Below are 15,814 nucleotides of genomic sequence, written 5' to 3' on the forward strand. Positions count from 1 at the left end.
GTCCCTTGGGTCGGCCGAGAGCCATAAGGTATTGCCGGGAACCATTGGTTGGGAAGGGGGTTGGGCCAGATGTCGCACACGGACGCCGACGGCGGCCTCGCGACGGTGCTGCGGCCCGTCCGGGCGGGCAACGGCTTCGAGGAGGCCCTCGAACAGATCCTCCAGGTCGTCCGGCTCGGCCTGGTGCCGGGCGGCGAACGGCTGCCGTCGGAGCGGGAGTTGGCGGACCGGCTCGGCATCAGCCGGGTCACCCTCCGGGAAGTTCTGAAGGTTCTGCAGGACCAGGGCCTGGTCGAGTCGCGGCGCGGGCGCTACGGCGGCACGTTCGTGCTGCCCCGCCCCGGCGCGGCGGGCGAGGACGAGCTGCGGCGCCGCATCCAGGGTGTGGACGTCGAGGACGTGCTGCGCTTCCGGGAGGTCCTGGAGGTGGGCGCCGCCGGGCTGTGCGCCGCGCACGGGCTCGACGCCGTCCGGGCCGGCCGCCTGCGCACCGCCCTCGCCGGCACCCACGACGCACCGCTCGCCGACTATCGCCGCCGGGACACCCTCCTCCACCTCACCCTTGCCGAACTGTGCGGCTCCCCCTCCCTCGCCGCCCAGTACGCGGCGGTGCGCGCGACGGTGAACGATCTCCTCGACTGCATCCCGCTCCTGGTACGCAACCTGGAGCATTCGCAAGCCCAGCACACCGCCCTGGTGGAAGCCGTGCTCGACGGGGACGCGGACGGCGCGCGGGAGATGACGCGCGAGCACTGCGGCGGCACGGCGGCGCTGCTGCGCGGCTTCTTGACCTGACAAAGGTATGAGCTGATGCCTTTGGATCGGCTCCTCGGTGCCCGCATGCTGAACGTCACGGTGTCCCGCGCGACGATCTCGTACGCTCTGAGGCCGCACGGAGGACGACCGCACGGAACACGACCGTTCGGAGCATGACGGCACGGAGCACAGCCGTACGGAGTACGACCGCACGGAGCGCGACCGCACGACCGAGGCTGGGGAGCACGGCACCATGGTGAGCAGGCCGCTGATCGGTATCAGCACCTACCTGGAGAAGCAGGCCGGTTGGGGCGTGTGGGAGCTGCCCGCGGCGCTCCTCCCGGCCGGCTACCCCCGGCTCGTGCAGGATTCGGGCGGCCTCGCCATGATGCTGCCGCCCGACGACCCGAAGCACGCGCCGTCGGTGGTGGCGCGGCTCGACGGGGTGATCGTCGCGGGCGGCCCGGACGTGGACCCCGCGCGGTACGGCGCCGAGCGCGACCCCCGCACGGGCCCGGCGGCGACGGAGCGGGACAGGTGGGAGCTCGCCCTGATCCGAGCCGCGATGATGTCCGGCACGCCGCTGCTCGGCATCTGCCGGGGCATGCAACTGCTGAACGTGGCGCTCGGCGGGACGCTGACGCAGCACCTCGACGGCCACGTGAAGGAGATCGGGACCTTCGGGCGGCACACCGTGACGCCGGTGCCCGGCACCCGGTACGGGGATCTCGCGCCGGAGGTGTCGGACGTCCCGACCTACCACCATCAGGCCGTCGACCGGTTGGGCAAGGGTCTCGTGGCCTCGGCGCACGCCGCGGACGGCACCGTCGAGGCCGTCGAACTGCTCGGCATGACCTGGGTGATGGGGGTGCAGTGGCACCCCGAGATGGGCGAGGACACGCGGGTCACCGAAGGCCTGGTACGAGCCGCTGCCGCTCCGCACGGCTTCTGACCCAGGCCAACGCGGCCTCGCCCTGGGCCCGTTGGAACGCCCGGAGCTTCGGCAGCCCCGGCGGAGCCGGCCGCGCGGCCTGGTCGAGGAAGAAGCCGGCCACGGCGGCCAGCGTCCGCGTGACGCCGTCCGGATCGGCGGCGCGGCCCAACGGATGCCCGGTGAAGAGGAGTTCGGGGTCGGGCCCGCCCTGGGCGCGGACGCAGGGCAACATGATGAGCAGGTCGAACCAGTCGGCGGCGCGCACGGCATGCGGCCAGTCGACGAAGACCACGCCCTGCGCGGTCAGGAGCATGTTGTCGGCGCGCAGGTCGGCGTGGGCAAGAGTGTCACCGTGCGCGAACTCGGCCCAGGGCGCCGCGAGTTCGGCGAGCGCGGGGGCGTTCCGGGTGGCCCACGAGCCGAGGCCCGCACGCTCCACCCGCTTTTCCTCCACCAGCCGGCGCCAGCCGTCGAAATTCTCGGCGAAGGCTTCACCGACCCGGGGCGCCGGGAGCGGGGCGGGCGTGAGGATACGGCCAAGTCGCTCGACAGCGTCCAACACCCGCCGCAACTCACCATCCACCCAGGGCACTTGAGGCTGCCGCCCATCCACATCCTCGAAGGCCAGCGCCACCCAGGTGCCGTCGTCGTACGTGGCCAGCAACCGCGGCGCGGGCACCTCGGGCGGCAGCGCGGCGGCGTTCTTCGCCTCGGCTCGGTGAAAGTGCGGGCTCACCGGATTCACGTCGGCACTGACGGCCTTGACGAAGGCACGCCGCCCATCGGCAAGCACAACCCGGGCCGCGACCCCGGGCGAGAACCCCCCGCCCTGCGTCCGAGCCACCACGACAGGCGCCCCGAGCGCGTCGGCGAGGGCCTCTTTGACGTGCTCGGGAAGGTCGGCCCAGGGCACGCGGTCGCCGCCGGCGGGCGGTGCTTGGCTGACCTGGGTCATGGGGCGAGGGTGCGGGACGCGAGGCGACCTGCGCCACCGATTTAGGCCCCGTACCCAGCCCCTCCGGCGTTTGAGGAGCGGGGTCCGGGGCGGAGCCCCGAGGCCTCGGCACCGACGCCGCGCACCGAACAGACCGCCCGCACGTCAGAGAACTCAGGCCGACCGGGTCAACCCGAGCAAATCCCTGGCAGGCCCCACCGGCAGGTGCCCCGTCGGCCACACCGCCCGAAGATCCCGCGCCAGCCGAACCTCCTCCAGCGGAATCCGGACGAGCCGCCGCCCGGCCAACTCCTCCCCGACCGCCAACTCACTCAGCACCGAGGGCCCCGCCCCACTCACCGCGGCCGCTTTCACCGCCGTGGTCGAGGACAGCTCGATGAGGGGCCGGGCAAGCCCCCCGAGCGCCGCGTCGAGCACCTGCCGGGTACCCGACCCCTGCTCCCGGAGGATGAGCGGAGTAGCGGACAGCTCGGCCCCCGTGAGCGGCCGGCGCCTGCGGGCCCAGGGGTGGCTCGGCGCGGTCACCACGATCAGCCGGTCGTGGGCGATGACCGTCGAGTCGAGCCCGGCCGGGACCGAAAGACCTTCCACGAACCCCAGATCCGCCTCGCCGGAGAGCAACCGCTCGGCAACCGCCGCCGAGTTGCCCGCGAGCAGCGACACCGCGGTGTCGGGACGCGCCGCCCGCAACGCGATCAGCCACCGCGGCAGCAGATACTCGGCGATCGTCATGCTCGCCGCCACCCGCAGCCGCGAGTCCCGCCGGTCGCGCAGCGCCTGCGCCCCGGCGTCGAACTCCTCCGCCGCCTCCACGACGCGCCGCGCCCAGTCCGTGACGAGGGCGCCCGTCTCCGTGAGCCGGGAGCCGCGCGGCGAACGGTCGACGAGGGCGAGGCCGAGCTGCCGCTCCATCGAGCGGATCCGGCTGCTGGCCGCGGGCTGGGTGATGCCGAGCTCGCGCGCGGCCCCGCCGAGGCTGCCGAGCCGTGCCACGGCGAGCAGCAGCTCCAGCGCGCCGAGGTCGGGGACGCGGTGCGCGAGCATGCCCGGCGGCGGGTCCATCGGGTCCGTGGGCCCACTGCGCTCCTTGCTCATAAACGAAGCTTATGCCCCCATAGTGACAACGTCCCTGGTGGGGGCCCCGGCCGCGCGCGACGGTGGAGCCATGGTCACCGTCGCCCACCCCACCGCAGCCCTCGGCACCCGCGACAGCGCGCCCCGCGCCGCCGCCGTCCGCCACCTCGGCCCCAACTGGTACGCGTCCGTCATGGGCACCGCGATCGTGGCGAACGCCGGGGCGACCCTGCCGACGGGCTTCACCGGGCTGCGGACGGCCTGCACACTGGTGTGGGCGCTGTCGTTCGTGGCGCTGCTGGCGCTCGTCGCCGCGCGGGCCCTGCACTGGACACACCACCGCGACCAGGCGCGGGCGCACCTCCTGGACCCGGCGGTGGCCCCCTTCTACGGCTGCCTGTCGATGGCGCTGCTCGCGGTCGGCGGCGGCACGATGCTGCTGGGCCGGGAGTGGATCGGGCTCGACGCGGCGGTCGCCGTCGACACGGTGCTCTTCGTCGCGGGCACGCTGACCGGACTCGCCGCGGCCGTCGCCATCCCGTATCTGATGGTGGTCCGGCACCGGATCGAGCCGGGCCAGGCCTCCCCGGTGTGGCTGCTGCCCGTCGTGGCGCCCATGGTGTCCGCCGCCGTCGGACCGCTGCTCGTCCCGCATCTGCCGTCCGGGGCGTGGCAGCAGACGTTCCTCCTCGCCTGTTACGGCATGTTCGGCATGAGCCTGCTCGCGACCCTCGTCATGCTGCCGGTGATCTTCGCGCGTCTCGTCACCGCGGGACCGCTTCCGATCGCGCTGACCCCGACCCTGTTCCTCGTCCTCGGCCCGCTGGGCCAGTCGACGACCGCCGCCAACAAGTTCGCCGATGTCGCGGGCGGTGTCCTCCCCGACTCCTACGCCCATGGCTTCACGGCGTTCGCGGTGCTCTACGGCGTGCCGGTGACGGGGTTCGCCCTGCTGTGGCTGGCGCTCGCCGTCGCCCTGGTGGTGCGGGCCCGCCGCAGGGGGATGGGGTTCGCGATGACGTGGTGGGCGTTCACCTTCCCCGTCGGCACCTGTGTCACCGGCGCGGAGGGCCTGGGCAACCACACGGGCCTGGCCGCGTTCGACGCCCTGGCCGTCGTGCTCTACGCCGTCCTGGTCGCGGCCTGGGTGGTGGCCGCGGTGCATACGACGCGCGGCCTGCTCAGCCGCCGTCTGCTCGCGGCGCCTGCGCCCGTGCCCGCGCGAGCCTGACCTCGGCCTGTCGACGTCTATCGGTGCGCGGCGCGAAGAGAGGCGCCGAGCACCCCCACCGCCTCCCCCAACGACGGCCCGTACCAGGTGAGATGGCGCCCGCTGACCAGCGCGGCGGGGACGTCGAACGCCTCCGGGCCGTCGTCGGCGGTGAAGCGGTACGGCTCGTCGGGCAGCACGACCAGGTCCGCTCCGACGGCGCGCAGTTCGTCGAGCGGGACGCGCGGGTAGCGCTCGGCATGCTCCGCGTACACGTTGTCGACACCGAGGCGGGCCAGCAGGTCGCCGGCGAAGGTGGCGCGGCCGAGCACCATCCACGGGCGGCGCCAGATCGGCACGACGGCCCGCGACCGGCGCTCCGGCGCGGCCTGTGCGGACCACGCCGCCTCGGCCTCGTCCAGCCAGCGGGGCCGTGCGGCCGCCCCGCACGCGCGCAGCACCCGGTCCAATTCCCGTAGCGCCTGCGGTAGTCGGCGGATGTCGGTGACCAGGACCTCGATCCCCGCGGCGCGCAGGGCCGCAAGGTCCGGCTCCCTGTTCTCCTCCTCGTTGGCGACGACCAGGTCCGGGCGCAGGGCCACGATCGCGGCCACGTCGGGGTTCTTGGTGCCGCCGATCCGGGCCACGTCGAGCCCGGCAGGATGGCTGCACCAGTCGGTCGCGCCGACCAGCACGCCCGGCAGCGTCACGGCGACGGCCTCGGTGAGCGAGGGGACCAGGGAGACGACCCGCACCGCCACTACTTCGGTCCTGGTTCGTCGACCGCGTCGATGTGCTCCGCGACCGCCACCACAAGGACGCGTGCCTCCGCCACAGTCGCCCGCCACCGATGCCGTACGCCACCGGTCAGATACAGCGTGTCGCCGCGCACGAGCCGGTACGCGCGGCCCTCCGCCTCCACCTCGACGGCGCCTTCGGTGACATGCATCAGGACGTCGTTGCGCAGCTGGAACTCGCGGCCCGGGTCGTGGTCGCCGACGAATTCCTGGGCGTTCATCTGATGGTGGCCGCGGACGAGGGAACGTACGACGAAGTCACCGCCGCCCTCCGCGGAGACGTCCTCGACGCTCGTGTCGTCGGCGCGCACCAGGTCGACGGTGCGGGCCGGGTCCGCGGCGGCGAGGAGTTCGATCGCGGTGGTGCCGAGGGCGTCGGCGACCTTCTCCAGGGAGCGGCTGCTGGGCCTGGCCCGCTCGTTCTCGACCTGGCTGAGGAAGGGTACGGACAGGCCGCTGCGCTCGGCCACGGCGGAGAGCGTGAGCTCGAGGGTCCGGCGACGGCGCCGGACGGCCGCGCCCACGCGCAGTGGCTCCTTGTGCTCGTCCATGACGTCCGCTCCCTCCCACCGGTTCGTCCTGCTCGTTCAAATGCACCCTACGCAGGTTCGTCAAAGGGTTTCATGCGAGCGGGGGAAGCCGTGCGCTCCGATCGGGCCGTCCGCTACAGCTCACGCCAGTACAGGAGCTGCCCGGACTCCCCCGGCGCGGCCCCTTCCTTGGGGATGAACAGGCCGACCAGCAGGGCGGGATGGCCGTCGGGGTCGGTGAGCAGGGTCGCCGACGGATTGGCGAAGGACGTCGATCCACCGCCCGTGCGCAACCCGATCCGGTCGGCTCGGCCGGACGCGGGATCGTAGGCGTACGTGGACCAGCCGGCGAAGTCGTCGCGCCGCCGCTGCCCCTCGATGAGCGTCATGGGCCGCCCGGCCAGTTCCAGCGGGGCGCGGTCGCCTATGTTGCCGGTGTTTCCGTACGCCGCCACGGCCCGGTCGGGGCGGGGCGCGGGTGCCGCCTGCCAGTGGGTGAAGTCCCGTAGCGTGGCGGTGAGTTGGCGGTCGGTGTCGCAGTCCGCGCGGTAGTGCCCGGTCAGCTCGACGGTGTCGCCGTGCACGGCCGTGATCGCCGGGGTTCCCTCGGCGCAGGACGACAGGGTGCGGGGCGCGTCGAAGGAGTGCGCGGCACGCCCGGCGAGCAGTGCGCGCGGACCGGCGTATCCGCGGACCGCGATGTGGTTGTCCGGGTCCTTCTCGTAGGCGAGGACATAGCCGCCCCGGCCGTCGGCGGCGAGCGTCGGCTGACTGGATCCCGCGCCGAAATCGTGGCGGCGCCGCCAGTGCACGAGGTCGGCGGAGGTGGCGACGGCCGCGTGGAACCGGCCGTCGGGCAGCATCGTGTGGTAAACGGCCAGATACGCCCCGTCGGCGCCCTGCACGACCTGTGCGGCGTCCATGGTGCGCCCGCCACCGTCGGTCGTCCCGTACCGATGACCGTCCGCCTGGGTGACATCGGCGGCAAGTGCCGCAAAACGGGCAGTGGCCGCCGAGGCCGGGAAGGCGCGGGCGACGGGCAACTGCGTCAGGAGCAGGAGAGCGGCGAGCGCGCCGGCGGCGAAGGCACGGAGCCGGGCGGCGGTCACGGTGCCATCGAGCGTACGGAGACGACGGTGCGCGGGGAACGGACCGAGGGGTGGGTTCCCTCACAGCGACTGCTGCGACGGAACCCACCCCTCGGTTCAGACCTCCGGGGACACCACCCCGGACAGGGACTGGGGGATCACAGGATCAGGAAGCGGTCATCCGCTTCTCGACGTCCTGGTGCGTCTCGAGCCACGCGGAGACGGCCTTCTCCTCCTGCCCCTGACCGCGCTTCTTGATCTCGGCCTCCAGGCTGCCCAGCTCGTCCTCGCTCATCTTGAAGTTCTTGAACCACTTCGTGAGCTGCGGGTACTTGCCGGGGAAGTCCTTGTTGGAGATCGTCCGGATCGTGTTGCCCTCGCCGAACTTCTTCTTCGGGTCGGCCAGCTTGTTCAGCTTGTACTCGCTGTACGCCCAGTGCGGCGACCAGAGCACGACCGCGATCGGCTCCTTCTTCGCGTAGGAGCGCTTCAGCTCGGCCAGCATCGCCGGCGTGGAGCCGTCGACGACCTTGTACTCCTTGTCCAGGCCGTAGCCCGGCAGCACGTCCTTCTTCAGGAGCTGCATCTCGCCGGTGCCCGGCTCGATGCCGATGATCTTCCCGTCGAAGGTCTTCGACTTGCCCTTCAGATCCGCGAGGGACTTGACGCCCTTCACGTACGACGGGACCGCGACTTCCAAGGAGGTCGGGCTGTACCAGCTGCCCAGGTCCTTGAGTTTGTCCTTGCTCTTGTTCCAGTAGTTGCTCTGCGCGTACGGCAGCCACGCGTCGAAGTTGACGTCGAGGTCACCGCTGGCGAGACCGGTGTAGACGGGGCCGACGTCCATCTGCTTGAGGTTCAGCTTGTAGCCGCGCCCCTCCAGGACGTTCTTCCACAGGTAGGTGACGGCGACGTCCTCGTCCCAGGGGAACCAGGCGACGTTCACGGGGTCCTTGGAGTCGCCCGCGGTGCCCTGCTTCTTCACCGGGGCCAGCTTGTCGACGACGCCCGGGTTCTTCTTCAGCCAGGCCTTGACGGCGTCCTGCTGCTTGCCCTTGCCGGTCTTGTTGATCTCGGCCTCAAGACTCGTGAGCTGCTTCTCGCTCATCTTGAAGTCCTTGAGCCAGGTGTTGACCTCGGGGAAGTCGGTGCCGAAGCCCTTGCGGGCCAGCGAGTGCACGCCGTCGCCCTTGCCCCAGGCACCCTTCGGGTCCTTGAGCTTCTTGAGGTCGTAGTCGTTGTACGCCCAGTGCGGGGACCAGAGCGGAACGACGATCGGCTTCTTCTTGGCGTAGGCGCGCTTCAGCTCGGCCAGCATCGCCGGCGTGGAGCTGTCGACGACCTTGTACTCCTTGTCGAGGCCGTACGCCTTGAGGATCTTGCTCTTGAGCAGACCCGTCTCGCCGGCGCTCGACTCGATGCCGGTGATCTTGCCGCCGAACTTGCCGCCCTGACCCTTGAGGTCCTCGAGCGAGTCGATGCCCTTCATGTACGAGGGCACGGTCAGCTCCAGCGACGTGGGGCCGAACCAGGAACCCAGGTCCTCGAGCTTGTCGCCGTACTTCTTCCAGTACTCGGCGTGCGTGGTCGGCAGCCAGGAGTCCGTCTCGAAGTCGACGCTGCCCTGGGCGAGCGAGGTGTAGAGCGGGCCCGCGTCGAACTGCTTGGCCTCGACCTCGAACCCGCGCTGCTCCAGGATCTCCTTCCACAGGTACGTGGAGGCGACGCCCTCGTCCCAGGGGATGTAGCCGATGGAGATCTTCTTGCCCTGGCCGACGTTGGTGCCGTCGTCCGAGGCGGTCGACGTGGTGGATCCGCCGAACATGCCCATGCCGCCCGCGACGAGCGCGAGAACGACGACGCCGACCACGGCGACGGCCGGGCGGGGACGGTACGACCAGATCTTCAGGCCGTGCGCGGCGCGCACCTTGGCGAGCGCGCGGCGGCCGATCGGAGAGACCTGCTGACCCAGCGAGCTGGTCATACGGTCGAGGTAGATCGCCAGGATGACGATCGAGACACCGGCTTCGGCGCCGAGGCCCACGTTCAGCTGGCCGATGGCCTCGTTGACGTCGCCGCCGAGGCCGTCGGTGCCGACCATGCCCGCGATGGCGGCCATGGACAGGCCGAGCATGATGACCTGGTTGACGCCGGCCATGATCGTCGGCAGGGCGAGCGGCAGCTGCACGCGCATCAGGGTGTTGCTCGGCTTCGTACCGAACGCGTCGGCGGCCTCGACCAGTTCCTTGTCGACCTGCCGGATGCCCAGCTCGGTCATGCGGACGCCCGGGGGCACCGCGAAGATCAGGGTCGCGACGATGCCGGCGGGGGCGCCGGAGCCGAAGAACAGGATGGCCGGGATGAGGTAGACCATCGCCGGCAGCGTCTGCATCAGGTCGAGGACCGGCCGGAACAGGCCACTGACCCGATTCGACCGGGCCGCCCAGATGCCCAGTGGCACGCCGATGATGAGTGCGATGACCGTCGACACGAGGACGAGTGACAACGTCATCATGGCGTTGTCCCACAGTTCCAGATTCTGGATGAACCAGAATCCGACGAAGGTCAGCACCCCGGCGAGCGTGCCGCGCAGCCAGAAGGCGATCACGGCGAAGATGCCCGCGAGCAACAGCGGTTCAGGGGCCTGCAGTACGTCCGTGAGGCCGTTGTAGACGCCGTCGAAGACGGTCTTGAAGAAGTCGAAGAGCCAGGCGACGTGATTGAGCAGCCAGTCGACGATGTCGTTGACCCAGTCACCGAAAGGAATCCTAGGCACCGGCGTTCACCTTCTCCACCGGACCGTCGCCCTCGCCACGCGGCGCGGAGACGGCGTCCTTCGGTTCCTTGACGAGGCCCTTGGCCGCGCCGTTGTTCTCGTCCGTGCTCTCCACGGACTTCATCGGCTCACCGAGAACGGCGAGAAGCCGCTCCCGCGGAACGACACCGACGACGGCGCCGTCCTCGCCGGTCACGGCGACGGGTATCTCACTGGTCGAGCAGGGCGTGAACAGGTCGATGATCGGGGTGTCCTCGGTGACCGTCGCCGGAGCGTCGGCCGCCGCGTACCCCGCCTCGGGCGTGGCCATGATCGCGCCCGCGGTCAGTACGCGGGAGCGGTCGACGTCCTGGGTGAAGGACGCGACGTAATCGTTGGCCGGGGTGACGAGGATGTCCTCGGCGGTGCCGATCTGGACGATGCGCCCGTCGCGCATGACGGCGATCCGGTCACCGAGCCGCATGGCCTCGTTCAGGTCATGCGTGATGAAGACGATCGTCTTCTTCAGGGTCTTCTGCAGATCGAGCAGCTGGTCCTGCATGTCGCGCCGGATCAGCGGGTCGAGCGCACTGAACGACTCGTCCATGAGCAGCAGGTCCGCGTCGGTCGCCAGCGCACGGGCCAGGCCCACACGCTGCTGCATACCGCCGGACAGCTCGTCGGGGAAGGACTTCTCCCAGCCCTCCAGGCCGGCCAGGCGCAGCGCCTCGGTGGCCTTCGCCTCGCGCTCGGCGCGCGGCATGCCCTGCACTTCGAGGCCGTACCCCGCGTTCTCCAGGACGGAGCGGTGCGGGAACAGCGCGAAGTGCTGGAAGACCATGCTGATCTTCTTCGAGCGGACCTCTCGCAGCTCTCGCGGCGACAACTGCGTCAGGTCGTCACCGTCGAAACGAACGTGTCCCGCGGTGGGCTCCAGCAGTCCGTTCAGCATGCGCAGAAGGGTGGACTTGCCGGATCCCGACAGACCCATGACCACGAAGATCTGGCCGGGCTCGACGGTGAATGACGCGTCGATCACAGCGGCCGTCGTGCCGTCTGCGCGCAGTTCCTCACGGTCGGCTCCGCGGCGGAGTTCCTCCACCGCCTCAACGGGTCGTCTGCCGAATACCTTGTACAGGTCTTCGGCTTCAAGCCTGGACACATACACCTCTCGGGTCGAACCAATACGGCCCGCCTCCCCCGCCGGCGGGCCGTGGTGCGGTACGGGGTCTGCCCGTTTGAACCGGCCAATCGTTCATTAGTTGAACGTGTGACCGGGTCCGCTCCGAGTCGGCGCCTGCCCAGGCTTATGCGGAACAAACAAAAGAGTGGCCCAGCTCACACTACGTCCATATTCGCCCACGAATTCAGCACAACCAGTGACTGTCAGTGAGGTACGGCATGATGCGAGGTGTGACCCAGGAAACCCAGCGCCTGATGCTGCTCGACACCGCGTCCCTGTACTTCCGGGCCTACTTCGGGGTCCCGGACTCCGTGAAGGCCCCGGACGGCACACCGGTCAACGCGGTGCGCGGGCTGCTCGAATTCATCACCCGGCTCGTCCACGATCATCACCCCACTCACCTGGTCGCGTGCATGGACGCGGACTGGCGCCCCCAGTGGCGCGTCGACCTCATCCCCTCCTACAAGGCGCACCGCGTCGCCGAGGAGACGGCGGCCGGCACGCCGGACGAGGAGGAGATCCCCGACACGCTCTCCCCGCAGGTACCGATCATCGAGGCGGTCCTCGACGCGGTGGGCATCGCGCGCGTGGGGGTCGAGGGCTACGAGGCGGACGACGTGATCGGCACGTTCACCGGCCGGGCGACCGGCCCGGTCGACATCGTCACCGGCGACCGCGACCTCTTCCAACTCGTCGACGACAAACGGCAGCGTCGCGTCCTCTACCCCCTCAAGGGCGTCGGGACTCTGCAGATCACGGACGAGGACCTGCTGCGCGAGAAGTACGGGGTGGACGGCTCCGGCTACGCGGACATGGCGCTGCTGCGCGGCGACCCGAGCGACGGACTGCCCGGAGTGCCCGGCATCGGCGAGAAGACGGCCGCGAAGCTGCTCGCGCAGTTCGGGGACCTGGCCGGGATCATGGCCGCGGTCGACGACCCGAAGTCCAGGCTGACGCCGACCCAGCGCAAGCGGCTGGACGAGTCACGCCCGTACCTGGCGGTGGCGCCGAAGGTGGTCCTGGTGGCGGCGGACGTCCCCCTGCCCACCGTCGCCACGGCACTGCCGCGCGAGCCGCACGACCCGGAGCTGGTCGCCCAGTTGGGGACGCGATGGGGTTTGGGCGGATCTTTGCACCGTCTCCTCACCACTCTCTCAGGATGAAGTGTTAGCTTAGGGTTACCTAACTTACGCAGATCAAGGGAGACCGCACATGGCCGAGCGTCCCGCACGCAAGCCCCGTAAGGCCCGCTCGGCTCAGGTCGTGCGCACCGAGCGACTGACCCCGCACATGCAGCGTGTGGTGCTCGGCGGGGACGGGCTCGCGGACCTCCCCGAGCTCGAATACACCGACCACTACGTCAAGTTGCTCTTCGCGCCGGCGGGTGTCACCTACGCCGAGCCGTTCGACGTGGAGCGCATCCGGGAGGAGCAGCCGCGCGAGCAGTGGCCCGTGACCCGTACGTACACGGTGCGCGCCTGGGACCCGGGGGCCCGCGAGCTCACCCTCGACTTCGTGGTCCACGGCGACGAGGGTCTGGCCGGACCGTGGGCGGCGAGTGTCAAGACCGGCGAGACCATCCACTTCATGGGCCCGGGCGGCGCCTACGCGCCCGACGCCTCGGCGGACTGGCACCTGCTCGTCGGCGACGAGAGCGCGCTGCCCGCCGTGGCCGCGGCCCTGGAGGCGCTGCCCAGTGGTGCGCGGGCGCAGGTCTTCCTGGAGGTCGAGGGCGCCGAGGAGGAGCAGAAGATCGACGCCCCCGTAGAGGTCACCTGGCTGCACCGGTCGGGCCGTCCCGTGGGCCAGGCGCTGATCGCCGCCGTCACCCAACTGGACTTCCCTGAGGGCCGGTTGCAGGCCTTCGTGCACGGCGAGGCCGGCTTCGTGAAGGAACTGCGCCGCCACCTGCGGGTGGACCGGCAGATCCCGCGCGAGGACCTGTCGATCTCCGGTTACTGGCGCCTGGGCCACAACGAGGACGGCTGGCAGGCATCGAAGAGGGACTGGAACGCACAGGTGGAGGCAGAGCAGGAAACCCCGACGGCCACCGCCTGACTCAGGGCCCTTCTGACGGATCTCCGCGGCGTCAGAAGGGCCCCAGGCTCCGGGTCCGCACCGCCCCACACGGCGCCCCGTACGCTGACCCCCGATGAGACACCGCAGGCACCGCACCCCGCCCTCCCCGCTCCCCCAGCGGAACGGCATCGACCCGGTTCGCGTACGGATGCCGGTCGACGGAGCCTGGACCACACTGCGGGACCACCTCGTGGAGCGGCTCGCCGCCGGCGACGGAACGATCGACGCCCTGATTGCGCAGGGCCGGATCGTCGGCCCGGACGGAACCCCCGTCACCACCATCACGCCCTACGAACCCGGCGGCCACGTCTGGTTCCACAGGGACCTGGCCCCCGAGACCCCCGTGCCGTTCGCCGTGGACGTCGTGTACCGCGACGAGCACATCCTCATCGCCGACAAGCCGCACTTTCTCGCCACGACACCCCGCGGCAGCCACGTCGCCGAGACCGTACTGGCCCGGCTGCGGCAGGAGTCGGGCATCGAGGCGCTGAGCCCCGCCCACCGCCTCGACCGGCTGACGGCGGGGCTCGTGCTGTTCGTCGTACGGCCCGAGGAGCGGGGAAAGTACCAGACCCTGTTCCGGGACCGGCTGGTGGGCAAGGAGTACGAAGCGGTGGCGCGGTACGACGCGACCGTGGACCTCCCCGTGACGGTCCGCAGCAGGATCGAGAAGGACCGGGGTGTGCTCACGGCATACGAGGTGCCGGGCGGCACCCCCAACGCCGAGAGCACGGTCCGCCTCAAGGCGGCCCGCGGCCCCCTGGCCCTCTACCACCTGACACCGCGCACCGGCCGCACCCACCAACTGCGCGTCCACATGAACGCCCTGGGCCTGCCGATCCTGGGTGACCCGCTCTACCCCCGGATCGCCGGGCCCACCGCACCCGACGACTTCCGCAGGCCCCTGCAACTCCTCGCGCGCACCCTGGAGTTCAGGGACCCGGTGACCGGTCAGGAGCACCGGTTCGTGAGCGAGCGGCAGCTGGGGGCCTGGGAGTCGTACGAGAGCTGGGATCAGTAGCCGCGCCACCACCGCAGGAAGCGCTGCCAGGCCCCGGTGCCGGCCCGCGACGGTTCAGGCGCGGCGGGGGCGGGGGCGGCCGGAGCGGGTGCGACCGGAACCGCGGCCGGAATCGGCGCGGCCGACGAGACCTGCCAGTCGGGCCGAGGGGGCGGCACCATGCTGGGCTTGGCGATGACATCCTGCTGCGCCCGCGGCGTGAAGGACACGGGCAGGGAAACGAGATGCTGCGACAGAATGGTCGACCGCCACTTCAACTCGCTCTCTTCGACGGAGAGTTCCGCATCCGGCAGCCGCATCAGGAACGCGTCGACGCCGATGTCGGCGATGGCGCGCCCGATGTCCTGCCCGGGGCATTCGTGCGGCCCGCCACCGAACGCGAGGTGCGAACGGTTGCCCTGCATGTGCTCGGTCGGATCGGGCCGCACGGCCGGGTCGACGTTCCCCGGCGCGATGCCGAAGATCAGCGCGTCACCGGCCCGGACGTGCTGGCCGCCGAGCTCGGTGTCGACCTTGGCGTAATACGCGACCATGGCGCTGAAGGGCGGCTCGTCCCACAGCGACTGCTCGACCGCCTCCGGCACCGTCATCTGGCCGCCGTTGAGCTGGGCACGGAAGCGCGGGTCGGTGAGCACGGTGCGCAGCACGTTCGCGATGAGGTTGGCCGTGGCCTCGTACGCCGCGATGAGGACGAGCCGCAGGTGCTGGCCCACCTCGTCGTCGGAGAGGGCTGCGGGGGCGGCGATGAGGCGGCTGATGAAGTCGTCGTCGGGGGCGGCCCGACGGCGGGCTGTGAGCTCCATGAGGATGCCCATGATGTATTCGTTGCTGGCGATCGCCGTCTCAGTGCCCTTGATCATGTCGCGGGCCGCCTGCACGAAGCGCTCACTGTAGGCCTCGGAGGCACCGAAGATGTCCAGCATCACCATCATCGGCAGATGCTCGGCGAACTCGCTGACGACGTCGCACGCGCCGCGCTCGGAGAACCGGTTGATGATCTCCTGACAGGCCTTGTTGATGGCGCGGCGCAGGCTGCGGTGGTCGATGATCTCAAGGGCATGGGTGACGGCGCCGCGCAGCCTGAGGTGCTCCGCGCCCTCGGCCATGGAGCAGATGGGCTGCCAGCCGAAGACCGGGGCGAGCGGGTGGGTGGGCTTGACGGTGCCGTTCTTCAGGGAGGTCCAGTTGCGGGCGTCCCGGTTGTACTGGGAGGTGGAGCGGACCATGTGGAGGTTCTCGCCGTGGCCGAGCACCGCCCATACGCGTACGTCGTCGTGGATCAGCGCCGGGGCCACCGAGCCGTGTTCGGCGCGCAGTTTCTCGTAGACGGACGCAAGGTCCGCGTCGGCCTCGGGCCCGTAGAGCCGGCGCATCCCGTCCGCGCCGAGGGAGTGTGCGGGGCAGCCCGGCGGCGGGGCGAGCGAGGGGTCTG

The 15,814-nt window shown here is 70.8% G+C and carries 14 protein-coding genes; 6 read left to right on the forward strand and 8 right to left on the reverse strand.

Features of this window, described 5'->3' with window-relative positions:
- Positions 1–69 precede the first annotated feature (69 nt).
- The gene (locus ACIREE_RS09675) at positions 70–795 is read left to right on the forward strand and encodes a FadR/GntR family transcriptional regulator (RefSeq protein ID WP_404148763.1); all 726 of its coding nucleotides are present in this window, start codon (positions 70–72) and stop codon (positions 793–795) included.
- 217 nt (positions 796–1,012) lie between these two features.
- Positions 1,013–1,708, forward strand: a complete 696-nt coding sequence (locus tag ACIREE_RS09680) for a gamma-glutamyl-gamma-aminobutyrate hydrolase family protein (protein ID WP_404149381.1) — start codon at positions 1,013–1,015, stop codon at positions 1,706–1,708.
- Here ACIREE_RS09680 and ACIREE_RS09685 read toward each other — a convergent pair.
- Positions 1,662–2,645 (reverse strand): aminoglycoside phosphotransferase family protein, encoded by a 984-nt coding sequence (locus ACIREE_RS09685; RefSeq protein WP_404148766.1) that lies wholly within the window; start codon positions 2,643–2,645, stop codon positions 1,662–1,664. The genes ACIREE_RS09680 and ACIREE_RS09685 overlap by 47 nt on opposite strands.
- A 153-nt stretch (positions 2,646–2,798) precedes the next feature.
- The gene (locus ACIREE_RS09690; RefSeq protein WP_404148769.1) at positions 2,799–3,740 is read right to left on the reverse strand and encodes a LysR family transcriptional regulator; all 942 of its coding nucleotides are present in this window, start codon (positions 3,738–3,740) and stop codon (positions 2,799–2,801) included.
- A gap of 70 nt (positions 3,741–3,810) precedes the next feature.
- Between ACIREE_RS09690 and ACIREE_RS09695 the strand changes: the two genes are divergently transcribed.
- Positions 3,811–4,950: a TDT family transporter gene (locus ACIREE_RS09695; protein ID WP_404149383.1), complete on the forward strand. Its 1,140-nt coding sequence runs from the start codon at positions 3,811–3,813 to the stop codon at positions 4,948–4,950.
- A gap of 17 nt (positions 4,951–4,967) precedes the next feature.
- Here ACIREE_RS09695 and ACIREE_RS09700 read toward each other — a convergent pair whose 3' ends face one another.
- The 5 genes from ACIREE_RS09700 to ACIREE_RS09720 all read right to left on the reverse strand — a co-directional run bounded on the left by ACIREE_RS09700 (position 4,968) and on the right by ACIREE_RS09720 (position 11,261).
- Positions 4,968–5,684: a helical backbone metal receptor gene (locus ACIREE_RS09700; RefSeq protein WP_404149386.1), complete on the reverse strand. Its 717-nt coding sequence runs from the start codon at positions 5,682–5,684 to the stop codon at positions 4,968–4,970.
- A 5-nt stretch (positions 5,685–5,689) separates the two neighbouring features.
- Positions 5,690–6,277, reverse strand: a complete 588-nt coding sequence (locus ACIREE_RS09705; protein WP_404148772.1) for a helix-turn-helix domain-containing protein — start codon at positions 6,275–6,277, stop codon at positions 5,690–5,692.
- Positions 6,278–6,390: 113 nt separating this feature from the next.
- On the reverse strand, positions 6,391–7,365 hold the full coding sequence (locus ACIREE_RS09710; protein WP_404148775.1) for a hypothetical protein: 975 nt from the start codon (positions 7,363–7,365) through the stop codon (positions 6,391–6,393).
- A gap of 145 nt (positions 7,366–7,510) precedes the next feature.
- Positions 7,511–10,120, reverse strand: coding sequence for an ABC transporter permease/substrate binding protein (locus ACIREE_RS09715; protein ID WP_404148778.1), 2,610 nt, complete (start codon positions 10,118–10,120; stop codon positions 7,511–7,513).
- Positions 10,113–11,261 (reverse strand): glycine betaine/L-proline ABC transporter ATP-binding protein, encoded by a 1,149-nt coding sequence (locus tag ACIREE_RS09720; RefSeq protein WP_404148781.1) that lies wholly within the window; start codon positions 11,259–11,261, stop codon positions 10,113–10,115. Before ACIREE_RS09720 ends, ACIREE_RS09715 begins: the two co-directional genes overlap by 8 nt.
- 242 nt (positions 11,262–11,503) lie before the next feature.
- Between ACIREE_RS09720 and ACIREE_RS09725 the strand changes: the two genes are divergently transcribed.
- The 3 genes from ACIREE_RS09725 (at position 11,504) to ACIREE_RS09735 (ending at position 14,382) form a co-directional block, all read left to right on the forward strand.
- Positions 11,504–12,445: a 5'-3' exonuclease H3TH domain-containing protein gene (locus ACIREE_RS09725; RefSeq protein WP_404149389.1), complete on the forward strand. Its 942-nt coding sequence runs from the start codon at positions 11,504–11,506 to the stop codon at positions 12,443–12,445.
- A 49-nt stretch (positions 12,446–12,494) separates the two neighbouring features.
- Positions 12,495–13,340, forward strand: a complete 846-nt coding sequence (locus tag ACIREE_RS09730; protein ID WP_404148783.1) for a siderophore-interacting protein — start codon at positions 12,495–12,497, stop codon at positions 13,338–13,340.
- 94 nt (positions 13,341–13,434) lie between these two features.
- Positions 13,435–14,382, forward strand: coding sequence for a pseudouridine synthase (locus ACIREE_RS09735; protein WP_404148786.1), 948 nt, complete (start codon positions 13,435–13,437; stop codon positions 14,380–14,382).
- Here ACIREE_RS09735 and ACIREE_RS09740 read toward each other — a convergent pair.
- Positions 14,376–15,755 (reverse strand): cytochrome P450, encoded by a 1,380-nt coding sequence (locus ACIREE_RS09740; RefSeq protein ID WP_404149392.1) that lies wholly within the window; start codon positions 15,753–15,755, stop codon positions 14,376–14,378. The genes ACIREE_RS09735 and ACIREE_RS09740 overlap by 7 nt on opposite strands.
- Between the last annotated feature and the right edge of the window lie 59 nt (positions 15,756–15,814).

This window comes from Streptomyces sp. NPDC102467 (genome assembly GCF_044765445.1).
In the GTDB taxonomy this organism is placed as follows: Bacteria; Actinomycetota; Actinomycetes; order Streptomycetales; family Streptomycetaceae; genus Streptomyces.

Bases quoted from the DNA above. Each gene is read 5' to 3' on its own strand.
- ACIREE_RS09675 (WP_404148763.1), top strand. From the start codon at position 70: ATGTCGCACACGGACGCCGACGGCGGCCTCGCGACGGTGCTGCGGCCC.
- ACIREE_RS09685 (WP_404148766.1), bottom strand. From the start codon at position 2,645: ATGACCCAGGTCAGCCAAGCACCGCCCGCCGGCGGCGACCGCGTGCCC.
- ACIREE_RS09690 (WP_404148769.1), bottom strand. From the start codon at position 3,740: ATGAGCAAGGAGCGCAGTGGGCCCACGGACCCGATGGACCCGCCGCCG.
- ACIREE_RS09695 (WP_404149383.1), top strand. From the start codon at position 3,811: ATGGTCACCGTCGCCCACCCCACCGCAGCCCTCGGCACCCGCGACAGC.
- ACIREE_RS09705 (WP_404148772.1), bottom strand. From the start codon at position 6,277: ATGGACGAGCACAAGGAGCCACTGCGCGTGGGCGCGGCCGTCCGGCGC.
- ACIREE_RS09725 (WP_404149389.1), top strand. From the start codon at position 11,504: ATGCGAGGTGTGACCCAGGAAACCCAGCGCCTGATGCTGCTCGACACC.
- ACIREE_RS09730 (WP_404148783.1), top strand. From the start codon at position 12,495: ATGGCCGAGCGTCCCGCACGCAAGCCCCGTAAGGCCCGCTCGGCTCAG.
- ACIREE_RS09735 (WP_404148786.1), top strand. From the start codon at position 13,435: ATGAGACACCGCAGGCACCGCACCCCGCCCTCCCCGCTCCCCCAGCGG.
- ACIREE_RS09740 (WP_404149392.1), bottom strand. From the start codon at position 15,755: ATGCGCCGGCTCTACGGGCCCGAGGCCGACGCGGACCTTGCGTCCGTC.